Consider the following 20,651-nt stretch of genomic DNA (forward strand, 5'->3'; position numbering starts at 1 on the left):
AAGGAAAAAGATGCAATATTATGTATAGGCTGTAACGGCCTATACTCTGAATGCAGTATCTAGTACTGCATTATTATTGTATATAGCTCAAATCGATTTGAATGATCAATAATATCGACATCGAACGCACACAACTGTTATCAAGTTTCACGTATAATTTCACAAATTTCTAAATAAAAAAAGGATGCCGCGAATGAGCGCTCGTCACTCACGTTTGATTATTCTAGGTTCAGGCCCTGCTGGTTATAGCGCAGCTGTATATGCTGCACGTGCCAACTTAAAGCCAATGCTGATTGCAGGCTTACAATTGGGCGGTCAACTGACCACGACAACTGAAGTTGACAACTGGCCGGGTGACCCTGAAGGTCTAACAGGTCCTGCACTGATGGAACGCATGCAAGCCCATGCTGAACGCTTTGGTACAGAGATTGTCTATGACCATATCAATGAAGTTGATTTAAGCGTTCGTCCCTTCGTTTTAAAAGGCGATATGGAAGAGTTCACCTGTGACGCCCTGATTATTGCAACAGGTGCAACAGCCCAGTATCTAGGTCTTGAATCTGAAGCTGCATTCATGGGTCAAGGCGTGAGCGCATGTGCAACCTGTGATGGTTTCTTCTACAAAAACCAGAAAGTCATGGTGGTCGGCGGTGGTAATACCGCTGTTGAGGAAGCACTTTATCTTTCAAATATTGCATCCCATGTGACACTTGTTCACCGCCGTGATTCTTTGCGTTCCGAAAAAATTCTTCAAGATCATCTTTTCGAGAAAGAGAAAGAAGGCAAAATCAGCATCATCTGGAATCATCAAGTCGATGAAGTTCTGGGTGACAGCAAGTCAGGTGTAACTGCAGTTCGTCTGCAATCGACTCAAGATGACTCTAAACAAGATGTAGAAGTCACCGGCTTATTTGTTGCCATTGGTCATAAGCCAAATAGCGGCATGTTTGAAGGTCAGTTGAACCTGCGTGATGGTTATATTCAAGTTCACAGTGGCACTGCAGGCAATGCAACTGCCGCTTCTGTCGCTGGTGTATTTGCTGCAGGTGATATTGCAGATAGCGTTTACCGTCAAGCGATTACTTCTGCAGGTTCAGGCTGTATGGCTGCACTTGATGCTGAAAAATATCTCGATGCTTTAGGTGAATAATTTTATCTAAACAAAAAAACCGTCCTTCACTGGGCGGTTTTTTTATATGATAAAAATCATAAACGCTTATCGCGAGTTACTGTTCTCGTTCAGGATGAATCCTATGCACCCCTTAGCACCCTCAGAATTCATTTTTCCCGATCCTATCGAAGCTGATCCCGACGATCAGGGACTCATTTGCATCGGTGCCGACCTCTCCCCTGCTACACTTTTTGAAGCTTATACTCACGGTCTGTTTCCATGGTTTAGTGAGGGTGAACCTATTTGCTGGTGGAGCCCTGAACCGCGCTGCATTATTCGTCCCAAAGATTACCATCCCAGTAAATCTCTCGTGCGTAACATGAAAAAATTTGATTATAAAATCACAATTAATCATGCTTTTGAACACGTGGTTCGTTGCTGCTCTCTACCCCGTAGTTATGCAGAAGAGACCTGGATTTCTGAGGATATTATTGACGGGTACTGCCAATTATTTGATGCAGGTTATGGCTATAGCATTGAGGTATGGGATGAAGGCAAAGTGGTGGGCGGTTTGTATGGTGTGACCATTGGACAGGGTTGTTTTGGTGAATCAATGTTCAGTACTCAAACCGATGTTTCAAAAATGGCTTTTTATACCTTAATGCTGCTGGGTCAGGACAATCATCTGCCTTGGGTTGACTGTCAACTGGTTAATGATCACCTTTTGAGTCTGGGTGCTTGTACAATTTCTCGCCAAGCGTATCTTAATTCGTTACAAGATGTTGTGAAACAGCCCGCTATAGATTGGAAAAAATATCAGGAGGGTGTATTTTCAAGTAAAACAATAGCGCAACACGCACGATTAATTGAATGAAAATAACAGAGGGATCTTGCCATGAATTCATATCACCCAAAATCCCTATTGAATGATTTACAGTATTATATTACCCCACCGCATAGCTGTAGTTATCTGGAAAATAAATCAGCGCGGATGGTCTTTCTAGATCCTGCACATCGCATTGATGTGGTCAGTCTATCTGAACTTTCTCGTGTCGGTTTTCGTCGCAGTGGCGATTTTGTTTATCGTCCTGAATGTCACTTATGCCGTCAATGCTTGTCTAGCCGCGTCCCTGTCGCTGATTTTCACATGAACAGTACGCAAAAAAAGGCATGGAAACGCAATCAAGACCTGACCGTTAAAATTAGCCGTACTGCTGATGCATCGGAAATTCATTATGCCTTGTATGAACGCTATATCATTGAGCGTCATGCCGATGGCGATATGTTCCCGCCTAGCTTAGATCAATTCGAAAAGTTTTTAGTACATAGCTGTACGGACAGTTTTTTTCTCGAATTCTGGAAAGATGACAAACTTATTTGCGTTTCAAGTTGTGATCCTTTAGATGATGGGGTTTCTGCGGTTTATACCTTTTTTGATCCGGATGAAAGTCGACGTTCATTGGGTGTATTTGCAGTACTTAAACAAATTGAACACGCCCAAACTTTAAATTTGCCTTATGTTTATTTAGGCTACTGGGTTCCGCATTCCAATAAAATGAATTACAAATCTCAATATGTACCTTTAGAGCTATTAATTGACGGGCAATGGCGCCGTTTAAATCGCTTGCTCAATCAAGAAGAAATCCAACAATTGGGAAACTCACTCATGACGACCTTACCTTCTGGATGGAATAACCCAATTATTAAATAACATTAATTATTAACTATTTAAAAAGCTGTGAAAAATCATCACTGCATGATTTCACCATAATAATGGCATGCTCACGTGAGCCACCAGGATTGGGATAATAATTTCTACGTAAATCAATCTGATGAAAACCGGCTTTTTCATACAGTGCAACTGCTGTTTGATTACTTTCTCGCACTTCTAAAAAAATTTGCAGCGGATTATTTTTCAATTGGGCAATTGAAGCTTCAAGCAATTGATAACCTAATCCCTTACCCTGCTGACTCGGATGAATGGCCATCAGTAAAAGATTGGCTTCATCTAACACGGGTTGCAAGATACAAAAACCAACCACCTGTCCCTGCTGCTCAATCACGGTACTGAGATAAGAATCAATAGATTCTTCAAACTGTTTTGCGGTCCACGGATGGCTTTGTACTAATTGCTCAATTTGCGTGATGCGAGTTACATCCGCTTTTTGCATTAAACGAATCATCTTCGTTCATCTTTTAAATAACAGAAGCTTCGCATTATAGAAACTTTGCCTAAAAAATCGAGAAAAAAGGGCAATTTTTATTGCCCAAAGAGTTAATCCCGCTTAAAAACCTAATTTAGCTTTCCAAGTCTCCAGCAAACTGACAGTATCTAAATCATTCGGATGAAAACCTGGTTTAAAATAAGCCAGCATTTCTTTACCCATGCCAGCAATAATGCCTTGGGATGGCTTATAGGCATAAGCATAAATTTCTTTTAATGAGTTCAGATTTAACTGATTATCTTCTTTTAATAAGCGTGCAAGAAAATAGGATTGAGTGATAAAAAGAATGACCATTGCTAAGCTTAAAGAGCTGGTCCGTAATATATAGGCTTTAAGACCTCGGCCAAATACGCCCTCAAAAACATCATAGGCTACCGCTTTATGTTCGTTTTCTTCAATTGCATGCCATGCCCACATAGTCGCCATGGTTTTATCCGTCATCAGATCTTGAATATGCGGATTACGCAGCAGTTCAGATGCAATTGTGGCGGTGAAATGTTCCAGTGCTGTAGTGGCAGTTAAATCAATCATCTCCTGCGTAATACCTACAGGTTTTGCCATTTTTACGAATATTGTGCGGAAAGTTTGAATCACGCTATCTGTTTTAGATTCTAAAGCAGCAATATCATGCCCATACTTTTGTGCTGAAGCATTAAAACCGACATGCTCTTGAGTATGCATGGCTTCTTGACCAATAAAGGCACTGATTTCTTTTTGTAATTCCTGATTATCTTTAATGGCAGGATGGTGGCGAACAGCTCGAACACTATCAATGAAAAATTTTTCACCGGCTGGGAACAAGGCAGATAATGCTGTCATAAAATGGGTAAGACCTGCCGAGCCATTCATCCAGTATTCTGGCACATTATTAAAATCGAAATTCATTCGACGTACAGGAAAGCTTGCACCTGCACGATTGGTAATATTGACCTTCGCATTCATGACTCTTACTCCTATCTAGCAAAATAATATTGCTCAATTCACTTATGTTTGTTTTTCTTAATTCCTATATTACGTATTTAAAAATTTGCTATAAGTGCAGATAAGGTCAGGAAAATATCAGTTAAGGACATGAGGAGAAATAAAGTGCTACTTTATTTTGACGCAAGGGAATAAAACACTGCTTTATTTTGACGCAAGAAAAAAAACCAGGATCAGTGAATTTTTTTTGATGTAAAACCCAAGCAAAGAAATCATTACCCATAAAAAAAGCGCCCCAAAGGAGCGCTTTTTTATACAATCAATACTGATTATAGAGTTACTTTAGCAACTACACCAGCACCCACTGTACGACCACCTTCACGGATCGCAAAACGTAGACCTGGGTCCATTGCGATTGGGTGAATGAGTTCTACTGACATTTCAACGTTGTCACCCGGCATTACCATTTCCACGCCTTCTTGTAATTGGATTGCGCCAGTTACGTCAGTCGTACGGAAATAGAATTGTGGACGGTAACCGTTAAGGAATGGAGTATGACGACCACCCTCTTCTTTAGAAAGTACGTATACTTCTGCGTCGAATTTAGTATGCGGTTTGATTGTACCTGGTTTAGCAAGTACTTGACCACGTTGCACGTCTTCACGTTTAGTACCACGTAGAAGAACACCACAGTTCTCGCCAGCACGACCTTCGTCAAGCAATTTACGGAACATTTCCACGCCAGTTACAGTCGTTACAACTGTATCTTTAATACCAACGATTTCAACTGATTCGCCAACTTTAACGATACCCGATTCAACACGGCCTGTTACTACAGTACCACGACCTGAAATAGAGAATACGTCTTCGATTGGCATCAAGAATGCTTTGTCAATTGCGCGTTCTGGTTCAGGAATGTAAGAATCAAGCGCAGCAACCAATTCGATTACAGCAGATTCGCCATACGGACCTTCATTACCATTCAATGCTTGAAGCGCTGAACCACGGATGATTGGAGTATCATCACCTGGGAAGTCATAAGTAGAAAGAAGTTCACGAACTTCCATTTCTACCAATTCAAGCAATTCTTCATCATCAACAAGGTCACACTTGTTAAGGAATACAAGAATGTAAGGTACACCTACCTGACGAGAAAGCAGGATGTGTTCACGAGTCTGTGGCATAGGACCATCAGTCGCAGCACATACAAGAATCGCGCCGTCCATTTGAGCAGCACCAGTGATCATGTTTTTAACATAATCGGCGTGACCTGGACAGTCTACGTGCGCGTAGTGACGAATTGCAGAATCGTATTCTACGTGTGAAGTATTAATGGTAATACCACGTGCTTTTTCTTCTGGTGCAGAGTCAATTGCTGCGTAATCTTTAGCTTCACCGCCGTAAGTTTTTGCACAGATCGTTGCAATTGCAGCAGTTAAAGTTGTTTTACCATGGTCGACGTGACCAATTGTACCCACGTTTACGTGTGGCTTATTACGTTCAAACTTAGCCTTAGCCATGAGAGCTTCCTTTTATAACTACTCATGCAGGGTTACTGCATGAGCACTTGGTTTTTAACTATGAATTAGTTTGGGCTTATAGTAATCGAAAGATTACTCGTCGTCACCTTTTTTACCGCCAGATTGGAACTTAGTAATGATGCCTTCAGCCACGTTACGTGGAGTTTCAGCATATTTAGCAAATTCCATAGAATAAGTCGCACGACCTTGAGACATAGAACGCATAGAAGTTGCGTAACCAAACATCTCAGCCAATGGAACTTCAGCTTTAATTGCTTTAGTACCACCAGGTAAATCTTCCATACCTTGAACCATACCGCGACGACGGTTTAAGTCACCCATGATATCGCCCATGTAGTCTTCTGGAGTTTCTACTTCAACTTTCATGATCGGTTCAAGAAGGATTGGATCCGCTTTCATGAAACCATCACGGAAGGCATAAGAACCCGCCATTTTGAACGATAATTCGTCAGAATCGACATCATGGTAAGAACCGTCAAATAATGTCGCTTTGATACCCACAACAGGGTAACCAGCCAATACACCATTTTTCATGCGTTCTTGAATACCTTTATCCACTGCACCAAAGAATTCTTTAGGTACAGTACCGCCGACAACTTCTTCAGCGAATACGTATTCTTTACCAGCTTCTTCGACATTCATAGGTTCTAAACGAACATATACGTGACCGAATTTACCTTTACCACCTGTTTGACGTACGAACTTGCCTTCTTGCTCAACAGTCTTTTTGATTGTTTCGCGGTAAGCAACCATTGGTTTACCAATGTTAGCTTCAACGTTAAATTCACGTCGCATACGGTCAACAAGAATGTCAAGGTGAAGCTCACCCATACCAGCAATAATCGTTTGACCAGATTCTTCGTCTGTGCGAACACGGAACGATGGATCTTCTTTAGCCAAACGACCAAGGGCGATAGACATTTTTTCTTGGTCAGCTTTTGTCTTAGGCTCTACAGCTAAAGAAATTACTGGCTCAGGGAATTCCATACGCTCTAAAGTAATGACGTTTTTCTCATCACATAAAGTATCACCAGTGGTAACGTCTTTAAGACCTACACATGCAGCGATATCACCAGCGCGGATTTCTTCAACGTCTTGACGATCGTTTGCGTGCATTTGCACGATACGGCCAATACGTTCACGTTTGCCTTTAACTGGGTTATATACTGGGTCGCCTTGTTTAAGCACACCAGAATATACACGTACGAAAGTTAAGTTACCTACGAACTTGTCATTCATGATTTTGAATGCAAGCGCAGAGAACGGAGCTTCGTCAGATGCTTCACGAATCGCTTTAGTTTCAGCTTTGTCGTCAAGAATACCTTCGATAGGCTTAACTTCAGTCGGTGATGGCAAGAAATCAATAACAGCATCCAACATACGTTGAACACCTTTGTTTTTGAAAGCTGTACCACAAAGCATTGGTTGGATTTCACAAGCCAAAGTTTGAGCACGGATACCCGCAACGATTTGTTCTTTCGACAAGTCGCCATTGTTTAGGTATTCGTCCATCAATTCTTCAGAAGCTTCAGCCGCAGCTTCAACCATGTTGGTGCGCCATTCTTCTGCAAGTTCTAGAAGTTCAGCCGGGATTTCACCGTATTCGAACTGCATACCTTGAGAAGCTTCATCCCAAATGATCTGTTTCATTTCGATCAAATCGATAACGCCAGTGAAGTTTTCTTCAGCGCCAACCGGGATTACAACTGGTACAGGGTGTGCACCAAGACGTGTTTTCATTTGTTCAACAACACGGAAGAAGTTTGCACCAGTACGGTCCATCTTGTTCACGAATGCTAAACGAGGCACTTTATATTTATTTGCTTGACGCCATACAGTTTCTGACTGAGGTTGAACACCACCTACAGCACAGTAAACCATACATGCACCGTCAAGAACACGCATAGAACGCTCAACTTCAATTGTGAAGTCAACGTGTCCTGGGGTGTCAATTACGTTTACACGGTGTTCTGGGTATTGTTTACCCATACCAGACCAGAAACAAGTTGTAGCAGCTGAAGTGATTGTAATACCACGTTCTTGCTCTTGTTCCATCCAGTCCATTGTTGCTGCACCATCATGTACTTCACCGATTTTGTGAGATACACCTGTGTAGAACAAGATACGTTCAGTAGTCGTGGTTTTACCAGCATCAATATGTGCTGAAATACCAATGTTACGGTAACGAGAAATAGGGGTTTGACGAGCCATGATTTCTTGCATTCCTAAATTTGTTGTTTAAAACAGGACACTTTAAGCTGCAAGAGCAGCTTAAAGTGTTTGACGATAGTTCAGTAAACCGCCCTATCATCTTCCTGATTAAGGTCTTTAAACCTATTAGAAACGGTAGTGAGAGAAGGCTTTGTTGGCTTCAGCCATACGATGCACATCTTCACGTTTCTTAATCGCTGAACCTTTACCTTCAGCTGCATCAAGCAACTCGCCAGCAAGACGTAAAGCCATAGTTTTTTCAGAACGCTTAGCAGCAGCATCTACTAACCAGCGCATAGCTAAGGCAGTACGACGGGATGGGCGTACTTCCATAGGCACTTGATAAGTAGCACCACCAACACGGCGTGCTTTTACTTCGACCATAGGACGAACTTTTTCAAGAGTAGTCTCGAAAAATTCAACTGGGTCTACTTTAGATTTTTCTTGAACGCGGTCTAAAGCACCGTAAACGATACTTTCAGCAATAGATTTTTTACCATCTTGCATTACGTGGTTCATGAACTTAGCGATTGTTTGGCTGCCGAACTTAGGATCCGGAAGGATTTCACGGGCAGCAACTACGCGACGTCTTGGCATTTTAACACCTATAAATATGACACTTCAGGTTTATCCAGCATGAGTACAAAGTGTCATGTACTGTTCGCTGGCCTTACTACACGTCGCTTGAATTTTACAAAATTAAATGCAGAAATCAGACAAGCGAGACGATAAAGGATTGCGGTTCTACGTTCTTAAGAAGCTAATCTAAAAAGATTATTTCTTAGGACGTTTAGTACCGTATTTAGAACGAGACTGGTTACGATCTTTAACACCAGCGCAGTCTAAAGAACCACGAACGGTATGGTAACGTACACCTGGTAAGTCTTTAACACGACCACCACGGATAAGAACAACACTGTGCTCTTGTAGGTTATGGCCTTCACCACCGATGTAGCTTGATACTTCAAAACCTGAAGTTAAGCGAACACGGCAAACTTTACGCATTGCTGAGTTAGGTTTTTTAGGTGTAGTAGTGTAAACACGTGTACAAACACCACGACGTTGTGGACAAGCCTTCAACGCAGGAACTTTTGATTTTTCAACCAAAGTAGTACGACCCTTACGGATCAACTGATTTGTTGTTGCCATTTGGCAATTCTCCCGTTAATAAAAAGCCTCAAAAAAATACTACTTTTCGAGGGCAGACAATTGTAAGCGAAGATAGAAAAATGGTCAATATTCGAGGCCATATCAAATATCAACCATTTCCTTATAATTAGGGCGTTGTAAAGCATTTAACAGGCTTAAGCCCAGCTTTTAGGATTTCTTTTTTGTAACTTTACGTTTTGTTGCAGCGGTTTCATCCTGTTGTTCAGATGCGTTGCTCGAAGATTGCTCTGATTTCTCTTCACTTTCACTTCCCTCAAGTTCTGACTCAGCGTCTTCTTTAGCTGGATCCAATTCTGGCTCAGAGTCTTCTTGAGCTGGATCTAATACTGGCTCTTCTAAAGGAACAGCAGGTTTCTGAGGTTCAACCTGTTCATGTGGTTCAACCATTTGCTCAGCTAAAGCTTCCAGACCCTGTTCAACCTGTTCATCTTGCTCTGCTTGCTGATTTTCTTCGCTCTTGGAAACTTCTGCTTTCTTTTTGATGATGACATTAGAAATGGTTTTATTATCAGAAATTTGAATATCCTGATCTAATTTAATTTCACTTGGTTTGTCATCAACTTTAGACAAATGTTCCAATAATTTCGGTGTTGCTTGAGCTAATAAGGTCACAGATTTTTCATAAGCTGCAATCGCTGATAATTCTACGCCTTCATGCTGTTGCAAATATCTTCGAGCCTGAGAAAAGATTTGTTGTGCTTTCTGATTGACGTCTTCAACCAGTTTCCAACTATATGCCGCACTAATGCCCGCTCCGGCGACTGGTGTCAATTTACTAATGATTGAAACTTTAGGAAGATGATTCAACCACTTCCACTTCATTTCACCATTTTCATTACTTAACCATTTTTTGAGCGATGCCACATCGTTACTCGAACCCAACATTTGCTGGAATTGAGAAACATCATGTGTTTTCAACATACTTGATAATGCTTTTAGCGCCATCAATACACTCTGTTTTTCCGCAATCTGGCCTAAATCAATTTGTTTAAACACAAACTGGACGATATCGTGTTCTGTTTCTTTATTCAGCTCGAAACCATAGGCACGTCCCACTTGATAAATCATGCGTAAAGACATGACTAAAGACAACGGCACATCAATTGCCGAACCCACCACCCCTGTCGCCCCGGTGAGAGCGCCTTGCATAGAAGCAATCCATTTATTCTGTTCTGCCAAGGCCTGGCTGATTCGCTTTGAACGGTCTACGTCCTGGGTCAATTCCTGTAAATCTTTTGCGCCCGCCTGATCAAGCACGGCATCGACGGAACTGAGATTTGAAGTAAACTGATTTAACTGTTCAAAAAAATAATCCGATAATTTATCTGACAATTGCGGGGAAACAAAATTGGCGACACGCGTCACCTTGCCATACTGACGACCGAGCAATTGTTTTGACACATTAGGGAAATACTCGCGCAGCATTTGTTGAGGATTATCATATTTATGGGCTTCAGAAGTACTTAATTGATGAGTATCTCCATTCACTACCTTGCCATTTTTTACGGGCTGCATGTCCTTGCTTACACCGTTCGGCGCGGCATGATTCAGTACACCCATTCCAGCTGCACTGATCTTTTTAGCCACTCCAAAGGCATTTGAGAAGAATCCATGCGAATGTTTATTATTGATATCAGTCATTCTTTATCCTCATTTTCAGTTCTTACAATTATTGATAAATACTAGGTACAGTCTAAGTTTATCTCAATTTTAATCTGTATCTTTTGGTTAATTAAACCGGAGAATTTTCACAAATAGATACACAGGGCAATAGGCATAATATTTGCCATAAGAATTCAAAAACCTTTCTGCTATTATGAATGTAATTGAAATACATGAGTAAGGCGCTGGGTTTTGCTTGAGGCAAAAGATACATTCAGCTGCATTTATTCAAACCACGACCACATAAGGGATCTGTAGATGAAACGTGTTGTAATCACTGGCATGGGCATTAACTCATGTATTGGTAATTCTTTAGAAGAAGTAACTAATTCTTTGCAAAACGGGATTTCTGGAACACGTTTTAACCCGACTTATGCTGAACTTAATTTTAAAAGCCACGTGAGTGCAGCAGCAGAACAAAACTTTGACAATATTGACCGTAAACTAAAACGCTTTATGGGTGTTTGTGCGATGTATGCCTATAATTCGGCTTTAGCTGCGGTAGAACATGCAGGTTTAAGCGCAGACGACCTGGCGAATAACCCACGTTACGGTATTGCCGGTGGTTCAGGTGGTGGTTCAACTGCTTCTGTTATTGAAATGAACGAATTATTACAAACCAAAGGTGCGCGTAAAGTTGGTCCTTTCTTTGTTCCTCGCAATATGACCAATACCATTACCGCAAACGTTGGTGTTGCATTCAAATTACAAGGTGTGGCGCATACCATTACCAGCGCATGTGCAACGTCTGCCGATGCAATTGGTTATGCCTACAACCTGATTCAATTGGGTAAACAGGATTTAATGCTGGCCGGTGGCGGTGAAGAAGATCACTGGTCACAAAGCTTGTTGTTTGATGCAATGGGCGCACTATGCTCTAAATACAATGACACGCCAGAAAAAGCCTCTCGTCCATATTCTGCTGACCGTGACGGTTTCGTGATTGCCGGTGGCGGCGGTTTTGTGGTGCTTGAATCACTTGAACATGCGCAAGCACGCGGTGCAAAAATTCTTGCTGAAGTCGTCGGCTATGCTGCAAACAGCGATGGTGCAGACATGGTTGCGCCAAGCGGTGAAGGTGCAACGCGTTGTGTGATTATGGCTTTAGAAGAAGCAAAACAGCACGGTGTAGATAAAATCGACTACGTAAATACGCATGGTACATCTACTCCTGCCGGTGACATCACAGAACTTAAAGCCATGGAACAAGCATTTGGTGAAGGTCAGGTTCCTCCACTGAGCTCAACCAAGTCGATGACCGGTCACAGCTTGGGCGCTGCCGGTGTTCAAGAAGCGATTTATTCGGTTCTAATGATGCAAAACGACTTTATTGCGCCAAACATTAACGTGACTGAACTGGATGAAGGCGCAAAACCATTTGATATCGTGCTTGAAAAACGTGACGCAAAATTGAATACTGTGATGAGTAACAGTTTCGGTTTTGGCGGTGTAAATGCCTGTCTTGTTTTCAAAAAATGGGAAGGCTAAGCTAAGAATTGTTGATCATTCGGCAACGGATGATCAACTTCAGCCACACTGCCCTTAAAAGGGTGAATAGATGGATGCTCCTTCTGATGCTTTCTTGTGGGTAAAAGCATTACATATTATTGCTGTGGTTTGCTGGTTTGCAGCTTTGTTCTACCTGCCACGTTTATATGTTTATCATGCGATGAGTGAGGATGCTACCAGTCATCAGCGCTTCCAGATTATGGAACGCAAGTTGTACCGCGGCATCATGTGGCCTGCCATGCTTGCCACCCTCATCACAGCGCACTTTTTAGTGGATTGGGGTGATGCAACTCGGCATTACCATGCAGCACTCTGGTTTTACCTGAAAGTCGGATTGGTCGGTTTACTGGTGATTTACCATTTTTTCTGCGGCTATTACCGTAAAAAATTGCTGGAAAATCCGCATTACAAATCGCATAAATTCTGGCGTTACTTTAATGAAATGCCAACGCTGATTCTATTTGCGGTGGTGATTTTAGTGGTCGTCAAACCGCAGTTTTAATCGAGTTGATATAAAAAAACCTCCTCTTGGAGGTTTTTTTATATCTTTTTTTACTCACTCACCCGAATCCGGCTTAAGCCGATTGTTTCCATAAGATGCATGTAAGCATCCGGTAAAGCCCACTTTTTCTAACTGGGTAATACTAGAATAGTGTCCACAAATTTATCAGAGCTTAATATAAATAATTTTATTACTATTCAATTTTTTAATTCAGTTTGCTTCTTCCGAACTGTTGCTTTTGCATTTTTCTTAGCTTAAGCCTCAAAATCATTTTTGGTGCGAAAATCGCTCTGAATTGATCTTAAGGAACATAGCCAAGTAGCATTGGGTGAGATAGGCAGAAATTTTCTGGATGATTTTAAAGAAAATTTTTAATCCGTGATTCACGGTTAATCTCATATTCTAACGTGCAATTCGAACTTCACCTTCTATCCCATTTGGGCTGAATACGATTTGCCATAATTGTAAGTCCCTTGCACGAAATGCGCCAGCACAGGCATTTAAGTAATAATTAAACATGCGCTTAAAGCGCGCACTATAATTGGCTTCAATTTCTGGCCACGTTTTAATAAATCTTTCAGACCAAGCCCGAAGTGTTAAGTCATAATCGCTACCAAAATTATGCCAATCTTCCATAATAAATTTGCCACTACTAAAATGAGCAATTTTTTCAATTGAGGGGATATAACCATTGGGGAAAATATATTTACTTATCCAAGCATCGGTACTGATCCTTGTTAGATTAGAACCAATGGTGTGCAATAAAAACAATCCATCAGCATTTAAATTACGTTGTACCACTTGAAAATAGGTGTCGTAATTTTTCAATCCCACATGCTCAAACATGCCTATTGATGCAATACGATCGAAGCGATCATTTAAGTTGCGGTAATCCATGAGCAAAATTTCAACATCCAGTCCTTTACATCGCTCAACTGCCAGTTTTTGTTGTTCTTTAGAAATAGTAATACCTGTAACCGAAACTTGATAATTTTTAGCTGCATACTCGGCTAGCCCTCCCCAGCCACAACCAATATCTAATAATCGCATACCGGGTTTCAAGTCAAGTTTACGACAGATCAAGTCGAGTTTTTGTTGCTGGGCTTGAAAAAGATTGTCGGTGTTTTTCCAGTAAGCACAGGAATATTGCATAGATGGATCCAGCATATGGTTAAAAAGATCATTACCCAGATCGTAATGTTCTTCACCCACCGTCCATGCTCTTTTTTGAGTCTGTAAATTTCTGATGCGAGCAATCGCAATTCTGATAATATCTTTTAAATTGTGCGGTAATTTTTGATCTAATTTGGCCCGTAAAATTTTATAAAATAAAATATCCAACCTGTCGCAATCCCACCAGCCATCCATATAACTTTCACCCAAACCTAATGAGCCTTGCTGTAAGACACGGTTATAAAAATTATCATTATGTATGTGTATATCATAAGGCTGGTTACCATTAATATGAATGCCCGCTTCATCCAGTAATTTTGCCAAGATATTTTTTAAGCCATCGTTTTTATGCCCAACATAGATATTCATACCTACTCCTAATTATTCTAATTTTTTTGAATTTTATTAACTCATTATTTAATTTTAGCTTGTTCAATCTTTTCTGAATGTAATTCCAACTATCAGATCCAGCTTGTTTTCTAGCAGCAATTCACCCGCCATTTCAGGATCCGGACTTTGCGCTCTGAAGAGATAAACTAATCATTGCAGAATTTTGGTTCTTAGACTGTTTTTCTAATGTTAAGAGATAAATTTTACACTTTAAGTAGTTAATTTAAAAAGACTTTTATCATCAACAGAGTCGGCGTCCGCTGAACCCACTACCTATTTTTTAATTTTGATCGAGGATGGCTCTGATCTTCCTACTTTTTCAAGTTAATTTCTTAGCCGCGATTCGCGCTTAACTCAATTTCAAATCATGATTAAAATGGATCCTCATAAAAAAGAGAGTGGATCAAACCACTCTCTTTTTAACTGTCTGAATCAGTGACTACTTTATTTTTAAAGGATGAGTACGCTTTTTCATCCGTGGTTTATAGAGCAGTTGATAGGTCACTCCAAGAATTATTAACCAAAGCGGACTAATCATCAGGGCTTTTAAAGTATCAGCCTCTAAACTCAAAATAATTAAAGCAAACAGCATGAAAGCTAGAATGATATAGGACATCCATACCCCACCCGGCATCTTGAACGTTGATTTGGCATGCAATTCAGGACTACGTTTTCTGTAGCGAATGTAACAGACCATGATCAGGCTCCAGATACTAATGAACAGGATGACGCATAATGAACTGGCCAAGGTAAACGCTTCAATGGTATTGGGTACGAAATACTGCAATGCCGCGCCCGCCATAATAAAGCAGCAAGAAAAGATAAGTCCTTTGGCCGGAACTGCACGTTTAGACAACTGGCTTAAGGTTTGCGGTGCCTGACCATCTTTAGCCAAACCAAACAGCATCCGGCTGGTCGAGAACACGCCACTATTCATGGAGGACATCACTGAAGATAAAACCACCAGATTCATAATAATGGCAGAGGTTGGAATTCCGGCATGCAAGAATAAGGTCACAAATGGACTCTGATCCGCGGGAATCTGGTTCCATGGGGTAACTGACATCACTACAAAGAGGGACAGAACATAAAATAGAATAATTCTCGTCGGAATTGCGTTAATGGCTTTTGGCAGATTTTTCTCTGGGTCTTTGGTTTCCGCTGCCATGGTTCCAATCAGCTCTACTCCGACAAAGGCAAACAGCGCGATTTGGAATCCGGCCAAAAACCCGCTTGCACCTTTCGGAAACATGCCACCATGTGACCAGACATGACTAAAGCTTGCCACAGCACCTTGCGGTGGCTGGAACTGCATAAACACCATATATCCGCCAATGCCAATCAAGCCTAAAATGGCTAAAATTTTAATCAGCGCGAACCAGAATTCAATTTCACCAAACAGTTTCACGGTGAGCAGATTAATGCCTAATACCAACAGTACACAACCGGCACTGATGGCGGCCTGCCCCATAGGGGTAAAAGCTTCTCCATGCGGTAGCCAAAAACCGAGATAATTGATAATCGCAGCCAAATCCGCAATACCCACCAACACCCAACCCAGCCAATACGACCAGCCGATATAATAACCCGCAGCCGGGCCAATCAGATCATGCGCCATATCGATAAAGGATTTGTAATGCAGGTTGGAAAGCAAAATTTCACCTAATGCGCGCATCAGGAAAAAAAACATCGCACCAATAATCATGTAGATGATCAGGATAGACGGCCCGGCCAAGGAAATGGTTTTCCCTGAACCCATAAACAAACCTGTACCAATTGCGCCACCAATAGCGATCAACTGTAAATGACGGTTGGAGAGTTTCCGTTGTAACTCATGCGGAGAGGATGAATCATCCAATTGATTCGTTGTCATATTTCAATATCCTTATAGCACTGTATAAACCGGGCATTTTGAATTGGGCGAAAGCTTCCTGTGCGCTCAATCCTGCCTCTTGATTAATTTCTGCTTTAATCAAGACAGTTACACTGTTCCTGATCTAGTTGCGGGAGATGGCTTTAAAAAGTTGAAGCTAAAAATTACTTTTGCGCTGCGGTCACAGCAATTTCAATCAGCCAATCCGGGTTAACCAGATTCGCCTGAATCGTCGCGCGTGATGGTGCGACGCAGCCTTTTAGCCAGTCAACCCAAACCGTATTCACCGTTTTAAAATCTTCAAGGTTCTTTATATAAATCTGCGCTGACAATAATCGTGACTTATCACTGTTAGCCTGCGCCAATAAACTGTCGATGGTGGTAAGAATATCCTGAGTTTGCAATTCAATATCTTGTGCCGTGGTTTTCGGTACCTGCCCAGATAAATACACCACTTGATTAAAAATGGTCACTGCGCTCATCACTTCTGTAGTGTGGATCTTTTGGATATCTGAATGTGACATATTAATTTCCCTATTGTGAATAACTGGATTTTGAATCCATAAACTTTAAATTCTAATGTTCAATTTCAAATTGAACCCGAGCTGTGACTGCACACATCAACTCGTAGCCCACCGTGCCTGAACTGACTGCCACTTCATCAATAGCTAAAACCTGACCTGTTGATGATGTCCCCCAAAGCACGACTTCACTGCCAATATCAGCATCGGGGATATGGCTCAGATCAACCGCCAGCATATCCATACTGACCCGACCTAGCGTTTGGGTTCGAACTGAATTGACCAGTACCGGCGTACCGGTTTTCGAGATGCGCTGATAACCATCGGCGTAGCCACAGGCAACAATGCCAACTTTTAAAGGTTCGGAGGCAATAAAATGTGAACCATAACCAATACTTTCACTGGCTTTGACTTCTTGCACAGCAATGATCTTGCTTCGAAGCGACATGGTCGGTTGCAGCTGCCAGTCCTGAATGCTATGCGCTGGATAATCTGGGGAACTGCCGTAGAGCATAATGCCACTACGGATATAATCGGAATGAAGTTGTTGGGGATAACGCAGAATAGCGGCACTATTACTGATCGAGCATTTTCCCGGTAAATCTTTGATGGTTTCTTCAAAGACTTGTTGTTGATAGCCAATGCCAGGCTCACCCAAGCGTTCACCATCCGCATCGGAAAAATGCGTCATATGGGTTACAGATTTCACACACCCAAGTTGCTGCAAACTGTGCCATGCCGCCTGATAGGCTTCAGGATTAAAACCCAAGCGATTCATGCCGCTGTTCATTTTCAGAAACACATCAAACTGTGCGGAACCATCAAACTGCTGTAACCAGTCTATTTGATACTGGCTGTGCACGGTAAAACCGAGATCTAATTCAGCACAATCCTGTAAATCCTGAACCTCGAACAGACCTTCGAGAAGCAAAATTTGACCCTGCCAACCGAGTGCACGAATACGCTTCGCTTCCGCAATATCGAGCAAGGCGAAACCATCTGCCTGTCGAAAAGCATCATAAACACGTTCAATACCGTGACCATAAGCATTTGCCTTGACCACGGCAAAAACCTGACTGTCAGGCATCATCTGACGTGCAACCGCCAGATTATGGCGTAATGCCGGCTGATGGATCACAGCGCGAATGGGACGTGACATTTATTCATCCTTGAATAGGGTTTGGGGTAAATTAAGCCGCGTTGGGATAACGCTGAATCGATAAACCTTCGGTATTAATGTCGGTTTTATGATTAAGCACCAAATCACTGATCAATTTGCCTGAGCCACAGGCCATGGTCCAACCCAAGGTGCCATGTCCGGTATTGAGAAACAGGTTACTGTAACGGGTCGCACCAATAATTGGCGTGCTGTCCGGCGTCATTGGACGTAAACCGGTCCAGAATGTCGCCTGTTGCATATCGCCACCCGGGAATAAATCCTGCGTCACCATTTGCAAAGTGGCACGGCGATTTTCATTCAAGCCATGATTGAAGCCACTGAGTTCCGCCATACCGCCAACACGAATACGTTGGTCAAAACGGGTAATCGCAATTTTATAAGTTTCATCAAGTACTGTAGATTGCGGAGCAAAAGCCGGGTCTACAATTGGAATGGTGAGTGAATAGCCTTTCACCGGATAGACTGGCAAATTTAAGTTCAATGGTTTTAAGAAATCACGAGAATAACTGCCAAAAGCCAGCACATAACGATCGGCGGTGAGCACTTGACCATTGACCAGCACGCCTTTGATTTCATCGCCTTCAAGCACCAGTTTTTCAACGTTCTGGTTAAATTTAAAATCCACACCCAAATCTTTGGCAAGGTTAGCTAAGGCATTGGTAAACAGGTAGCAATCCCCTGTTTCATCATTCGGCAAATGCAAACCACCGACCAGTTTGTCTTGGGCAAAGGCTAAGGCCGGCTCAACTTTTGCCAAGTCTTCTTTTAGCAGCAATTCATAGTCCACACCGCATTCTTTCAAGACTTGAATATCGCGCTGTACGGCTTCAAGCTGTGCTTCATTACGAAACACCTGCAAGGTGCCTTTAGAACGGTTTTCGTAGTGAATACCGGTGGCTTTACGCAAATCTCTTAAGCAGTCGCGGCTATATTCGGCCACGCGGGTCATGCGTTCCTTGTTAATGGCATAACTTTGCGGATTACAGTTTTTCAGCATTTGTGCCATCCACTGCAACTGCCACATGCTGCCATCCATATTGATGGCCAGCGGTGCATGATGCTGAAACATCCATTTCACCGCTTTAAAAGGAATACCAGGTGCTGCCCATGGGGTTGAATAACCGGGAGAGACTTGACCTGCATTACCGAAACTGGTTTCTTCTGCCGGACCTGCCTGACGGTCTAATACAGTCACACTTGCGCCTTGCTGCGCGAGGTAGTACGCACTTGCAACGCCAATGACACCACTACCCAATACAATTACGTGCATTTTCCATCCCTCGAGCAACATCTAGTTTATTTACCTAGTATATTTTTGCTTTGATAGTTTATTTCACTGTTTTGTTGGCTATAATCCAGGTGATTCGATGGATTTATCGTGAAAAAAATCTAAAAAAAGGAAAAAACTGATGCGTAAATTAGACCGTACCGATCAGCAGATTTTAGCCATCTTGCAAAAAGACGGACGGATTGCCATTAGCGAATTGGCGGCTCGGGTAAATTTATCCACCACGCCCTGTTCAGAACGGGTAAAACGTTTGGAACGTGATGGCATTATCATGGGCTATTACGCACGTTTAAACCCGCAACTGGTTGATCGAAATTTACTGGTGTTTTTAGAAATTAAACTGTCCGCCAAATCGGGAGATGTGTTTGATCAAGTGGCACGTGACCTGGTGGAAATTCCGGAAGTTTTAGAATGTCATCTCATTTCAGGCGAATTTGATTATCTGGTCAAAGCACGCCTGAAAGAAATGAGTGCTTATAGACGACTTTTAGGAGACTTGTTAAAGAAATTACCTTCATCTGCTTCTTCACACAGCTATATCGTGATGGAAGAAGTCAAAGAAAGCTTTTATTTAGATCTTGGTTAATTATGAAGCCAGTGGTCAATTTGAAATTCTAGAATTAAAAAAAGGATCGCTAGATCCTTTTTATGTATTTGAAAATTAATTTTAATTTAGCACCCAGACTAATTTAAATGATCCAATAACTCGGCAAAACTCTCGATTCTTGCTTTAGGATTCGCTGCCGTTAACTCTTCATCTGAACCATAGCCATATTCCACCGCAATGGTTTCAATTCCATTGTGACGTGCCCCCAAAATATCATGTTCACGGTCTCCGACCATTAAACATTGCTCAGACTTTAATTGCTCTTTTTTAATAATATAAGCAATTAATTCGGCTTTATTGGTACGCTCACCGTTGAGTTCACTACCGTAGGGATAAATAAAATATTGCAATAAATCAAAATGCTCTAAAATCTGTTTGGCATAAATTTCAGGCTTTGCCGTGGCTAAAAATAAACGATAGCCTTGTTGCTGCAATGTTTTTAAAGTTTCAGTCACTTCAGGAAAGACGTGATTTTCATATAAGCCTGTGACAGCAAATCGTTCACGGTAACCCATCAACGCCTGTTCAGCCAAAACATCATCCGCTGCCACATTTAAAATTTTTGCCAAGGAAGCTTTAAGTGGTGGACCAATAATCCAGTCAATATTGACATCATCTGCAATCGGATGACCTACTTTATTTAAGCCATAACGTGCGCTGGTGGTAATCCCCACTTTGGGATCGGTTAATGTGCCATCTAAATCAATCAAAATATTTTTAATCACAGACTGACCCTTTCCTCTTAAATTTTTACTTCACAAATACTA

At 41.8% G+C, this 20,651-nt stretch carries 19 protein-coding genes; 6 read left to right on the forward strand and 13 right to left on the reverse strand.

Features of this window, described 5'->3' with window-relative positions:
- The first annotated feature begins 193 nt into the window (after positions 1-193).
- The 3 genes from trxB (at position 194) to E0H80_RS02540 (ending at position 2,822) form a co-directional block, all read left to right on the forward strand.
- Positions 194-1,150, forward strand: coding sequence for a thioredoxin-disulfide reductase (gene trxB, locus E0H80_RS02530; RefSeq protein WP_067862917.1), 957 nt, complete (start codon positions 194-196; stop codon positions 1,148-1,150).
- 103 nt (positions 1,151-1,253) lie between these two features.
- On the forward strand, positions 1,254-1,985 hold the full coding sequence (gene aat, locus E0H80_RS02535) for a leucyl/phenylalanyl-tRNA--protein transferase (RefSeq protein WP_131362817.1): 732 nt from the start codon (positions 1,254-1,256) through the stop codon (positions 1,983-1,985).
- A gap of 21 nt (positions 1,986-2,006) precedes the next feature.
- Positions 2,007-2,822 (forward strand): arginyltransferase, encoded by an 816-nt coding sequence (locus tag E0H80_RS02540; protein WP_131362819.1) that lies wholly within the window; start codon positions 2,007-2,009, stop codon positions 2,820-2,822.
- Positions 2,823-2,835: 13 nt separating this feature from the next.
- Here E0H80_RS02540 and rimI read toward each other — a convergent pair whose 3' ends face one another.
- The 7 genes from rimI to E0H80_RS02575 all read right to left on the reverse strand — a co-directional run bounded on the left by rimI (position 2,836) and on the right by E0H80_RS02575 (position 10,820).
- Positions 2,836-3,294 (reverse strand): ribosomal protein S18-alanine N-acetyltransferase, encoded by a 459-nt coding sequence (gene rimI / locus E0H80_RS02545; protein WP_131362822.1) that lies wholly within the window; start codon positions 3,292-3,294, stop codon positions 2,836-2,838.
- Positions 3,295-3,396: 102 nt separating this feature from the next.
- Positions 3,397-4,278: a metal-dependent hydrolase gene (locus E0H80_RS02550; RefSeq protein ID WP_131362824.1), complete on the reverse strand. Its 882-nt coding sequence runs from the start codon at positions 4,276-4,278 to the stop codon at positions 3,397-3,399.
- A 308-nt stretch (positions 4,279-4,586) separates the two neighbouring features.
- Entirely contained in the window at positions 4,587-5,777 is a 1,191-nt protein-coding gene (gene tuf, locus E0H80_RS02555; RefSeq protein WP_131362826.1) for an elongation factor Tu, read from the reverse strand.
- A gap of 93 nt (positions 5,778-5,870) precedes the next feature.
- The gene (gene fusA, locus E0H80_RS02560; RefSeq protein WP_131362828.1) at positions 5,871-8,009 is read right to left on the reverse strand and encodes an elongation factor G; all 2,139 of its coding nucleotides are present in this window, start codon (positions 8,007-8,009) and stop codon (positions 5,871-5,873) included.
- Between the two features lie 126 nt (positions 8,010-8,135).
- Positions 8,136-8,606 carry a 30S ribosomal protein S7 gene (rpsG, locus tag E0H80_RS02565; protein WP_004648014.1) on the reverse strand — a complete coding sequence of 157 codons (471 nt, stop codon included), beginning with the start codon at positions 8,604-8,606 and terminating at the stop codon, positions 8,136-8,138.
- Positions 8,607-8,783: 177 nt separating this feature from the next.
- Complete coding sequence (gene rpsL, locus E0H80_RS02570; protein WP_002050319.1) at positions 8,784-9,158, reverse strand: 30S ribosomal protein S12; 375 nt, start codon at positions 9,156-9,158, stop codon at positions 8,784-8,786.
- 168 nt (positions 9,159-9,326) lie between these two features.
- Complete coding sequence (locus E0H80_RS02575; protein WP_131362830.1) at positions 9,327-10,820, reverse strand: EcsC family protein; 1,494 nt, start codon at positions 10,818-10,820, stop codon at positions 9,327-9,329.
- 279 nt (positions 10,821-11,099) lie between these two features.
- On the opposite strand from E0H80_RS02575, the gene E0H80_RS02580 reads away from it, so the two are divergent.
- Both E0H80_RS02580 and hemJ read left to right on the forward strand, forming a co-directional pair.
- Positions 11,100-12,329, forward strand: coding sequence for a beta-ketoacyl-ACP synthase II (locus tag E0H80_RS02580; protein WP_131362832.1), 1,230 nt, complete (start codon positions 11,100-11,102; stop codon positions 12,327-12,329).
- Between the two features lie 70 nt (positions 12,330-12,399).
- Positions 12,400-12,852, forward strand: a complete 453-nt coding sequence (gene hemJ, locus E0H80_RS02585) for a protoporphyrinogen oxidase HemJ (protein ID WP_131362835.1) — start codon at positions 12,400-12,402, stop codon at positions 12,850-12,852.
- A 402-nt stretch (positions 12,853-13,254) separates the two neighbouring features.
- Here the strand turns inward: hemJ and cfa are convergent, their stop codons facing one another.
- The 5 genes from cfa to E0H80_RS02610 all read right to left on the reverse strand — a co-directional run bounded on the left by cfa (position 13,255) and on the right by E0H80_RS02610 (position 19,259).
- Entirely contained in the window at positions 13,255-14,394 is a 1,140-nt protein-coding gene (gene cfa / locus E0H80_RS02590) for a cyclopropane fatty acyl phospholipid synthase (protein WP_131362837.1), read from the reverse strand.
- Between the two features lie 460 nt (positions 14,395-14,854).
- A complete protein-coding gene (locus E0H80_RS02595) occupies positions 14,855-16,288 on the reverse strand; it encodes an amino acid permease (RefSeq protein ID WP_131362839.1) in 1,434 nt (477 codons plus the stop codon).
- A 164-nt stretch (positions 16,289-16,452) separates the two neighbouring features.
- On the reverse strand, positions 16,453-16,812 hold the full coding sequence (locus E0H80_RS02600; RefSeq protein ID WP_131362841.1) for a RidA family protein: 360 nt from the start codon (positions 16,810-16,812) through the stop codon (positions 16,453-16,455).
- A gap of 52 nt (positions 16,813-16,864) precedes the next feature.
- Positions 16,865-17,968, reverse strand: coding sequence for an alanine racemase (gene alr, locus E0H80_RS02605; RefSeq protein ID WP_131362843.1), 1,104 nt, complete (start codon positions 17,966-17,968; stop codon positions 16,865-16,867).
- A gap of 31 nt (positions 17,969-17,999) precedes the next feature.
- Positions 18,000-19,259, reverse strand: a complete 1,260-nt coding sequence (locus E0H80_RS02610; RefSeq protein WP_067865092.1) for a D-amino acid dehydrogenase — start codon at positions 19,257-19,259, stop codon at positions 18,000-18,002.
- A 139-nt stretch (positions 19,260-19,398) separates the two neighbouring features.
- On the opposite strand from E0H80_RS02610, the gene E0H80_RS02615 reads away from it, so the two are divergent.
- Positions 19,399-19,863 (forward strand): Lrp/AsnC ligand binding domain-containing protein, encoded by a 465-nt coding sequence (locus E0H80_RS02615; protein WP_131362845.1) that lies wholly within the window; start codon positions 19,399-19,401, stop codon positions 19,861-19,863.
- A 98-nt stretch (positions 19,864-19,961) separates the two neighbouring features.
- Here E0H80_RS02615 and E0H80_RS02620 read toward each other — a convergent pair whose 3' ends face one another.
- Positions 19,962-20,609, reverse strand: a complete 648-nt coding sequence (locus E0H80_RS02620; RefSeq protein WP_131362847.1) for an HAD-IA family hydrolase — start codon at positions 20,607-20,609, stop codon at positions 19,962-19,964.
- Positions 20,610-20,651: the final 42 nt, after the last annotated feature.

Source organism: Acinetobacter sp. ANC 4779 (genome assembly GCF_004331055.1).
Classification (GTDB): Bacteria; Pseudomonadota; Gammaproteobacteria; order Pseudomonadales; family Moraxellaceae; genus Acinetobacter.

Excerpts from the sequence above, each read along its gene's own strand:
- alr (WP_131362843.1), bottom strand. The coding sequence starts at position 17,968 with ATGTCACGTCCCATTCGCGCTGTGATCCATCAGCCGGCATTACGCCAT.
- rimI (WP_131362822.1), bottom strand. The coding sequence starts at position 3,294 with ATGATTCGTTTAATGCAAAAAGCGGATGTAACTCGCATCACGCAAATT.
- hemJ (WP_131362835.1), top strand. The coding sequence starts at position 12,400 with ATGGATGCTCCTTCTGATGCTTTCTTGTGGGTAAAAGCATTACATATT.
- tuf (WP_131362826.1), bottom strand. The coding sequence starts at position 5,777 with ATGGCTAAGGCTAAGTTTGAACGTAATAAGCCACACGTAAACGTGGGT.
- fusA (WP_131362828.1), bottom strand. The coding sequence starts at position 8,009 with ATGGCTCGTCAAACCCCTATTTCTCGTTACCGTAACATTGGTATTTCA.
- cfa (WP_131362837.1), bottom strand. The coding sequence starts at position 14,394 with ATGAATATCTATGTTGGGCATAAAAACGATGGCTTAAAAAATATCTTG.
- E0H80_RS02600 (WP_131362841.1), bottom strand. The coding sequence starts at position 16,812 with ATGTCACATTCAGATATCCAAAAGATCCACACTACAGAAGTGATGAGC.
- aat (WP_131362817.1), top strand. The coding sequence starts at position 1,254 with ATGCACCCCTTAGCACCCTCAGAATTCATTTTTCCCGATCCTATCGAA.
- E0H80_RS02575 (WP_131362830.1), bottom strand. The coding sequence starts at position 10,820 with ATGACTGATATCAATAATAAACATTCGCATGGATTCTTCTCAAATGCC.
- E0H80_RS02610 (WP_067865092.1), bottom strand. The coding sequence starts at position 19,259 with ATGCACGTAATTGTATTGGGTAGTGGTGTCATTGGCGTTGCAAGTGCG.
- trxB (WP_067862917.1), top strand. The coding sequence starts at position 194 with ATGAGCGCTCGTCACTCACGTTTGATTATTCTAGGTTCAGGCCCTGCT.
- E0H80_RS02550 (WP_131362824.1), bottom strand. The coding sequence starts at position 4,278 with ATGAATGCGAAGGTCAATATTACCAATCGTGCAGGTGCAAGCTTTCCT.
- E0H80_RS02540 (WP_131362819.1), top strand. The coding sequence starts at position 2,007 with ATGAATTCATATCACCCAAAATCCCTATTGAATGATTTACAGTATTAT.
- E0H80_RS02595 (WP_131362839.1), bottom strand. The coding sequence starts at position 16,288 with ATGACAACGAATCAATTGGATGATTCATCCTCTCCGCATGAGTTACAA.
- E0H80_RS02580 (WP_131362832.1), top strand. The coding sequence starts at position 11,100 with ATGAAACGTGTTGTAATCACTGGCATGGGCATTAACTCATGTATTGGT.
- rpsL (WP_002050319.1), bottom strand. The coding sequence starts at position 9,158 with ATGGCAACAACAAATCAGTTGATCCGTAAGGGTCGTACTACTTTGGTT.
- E0H80_RS02615 (WP_131362845.1), top strand. The coding sequence starts at position 19,399 with ATGCGTAAATTAGACCGTACCGATCAGCAGATTTTAGCCATCTTGCAA.
- rpsG (WP_004648014.1), bottom strand. The coding sequence starts at position 8,606 with ATGCCAAGACGTCGCGTAGTTGCTGCCCGTGAAATCCTTCCGGATCCT.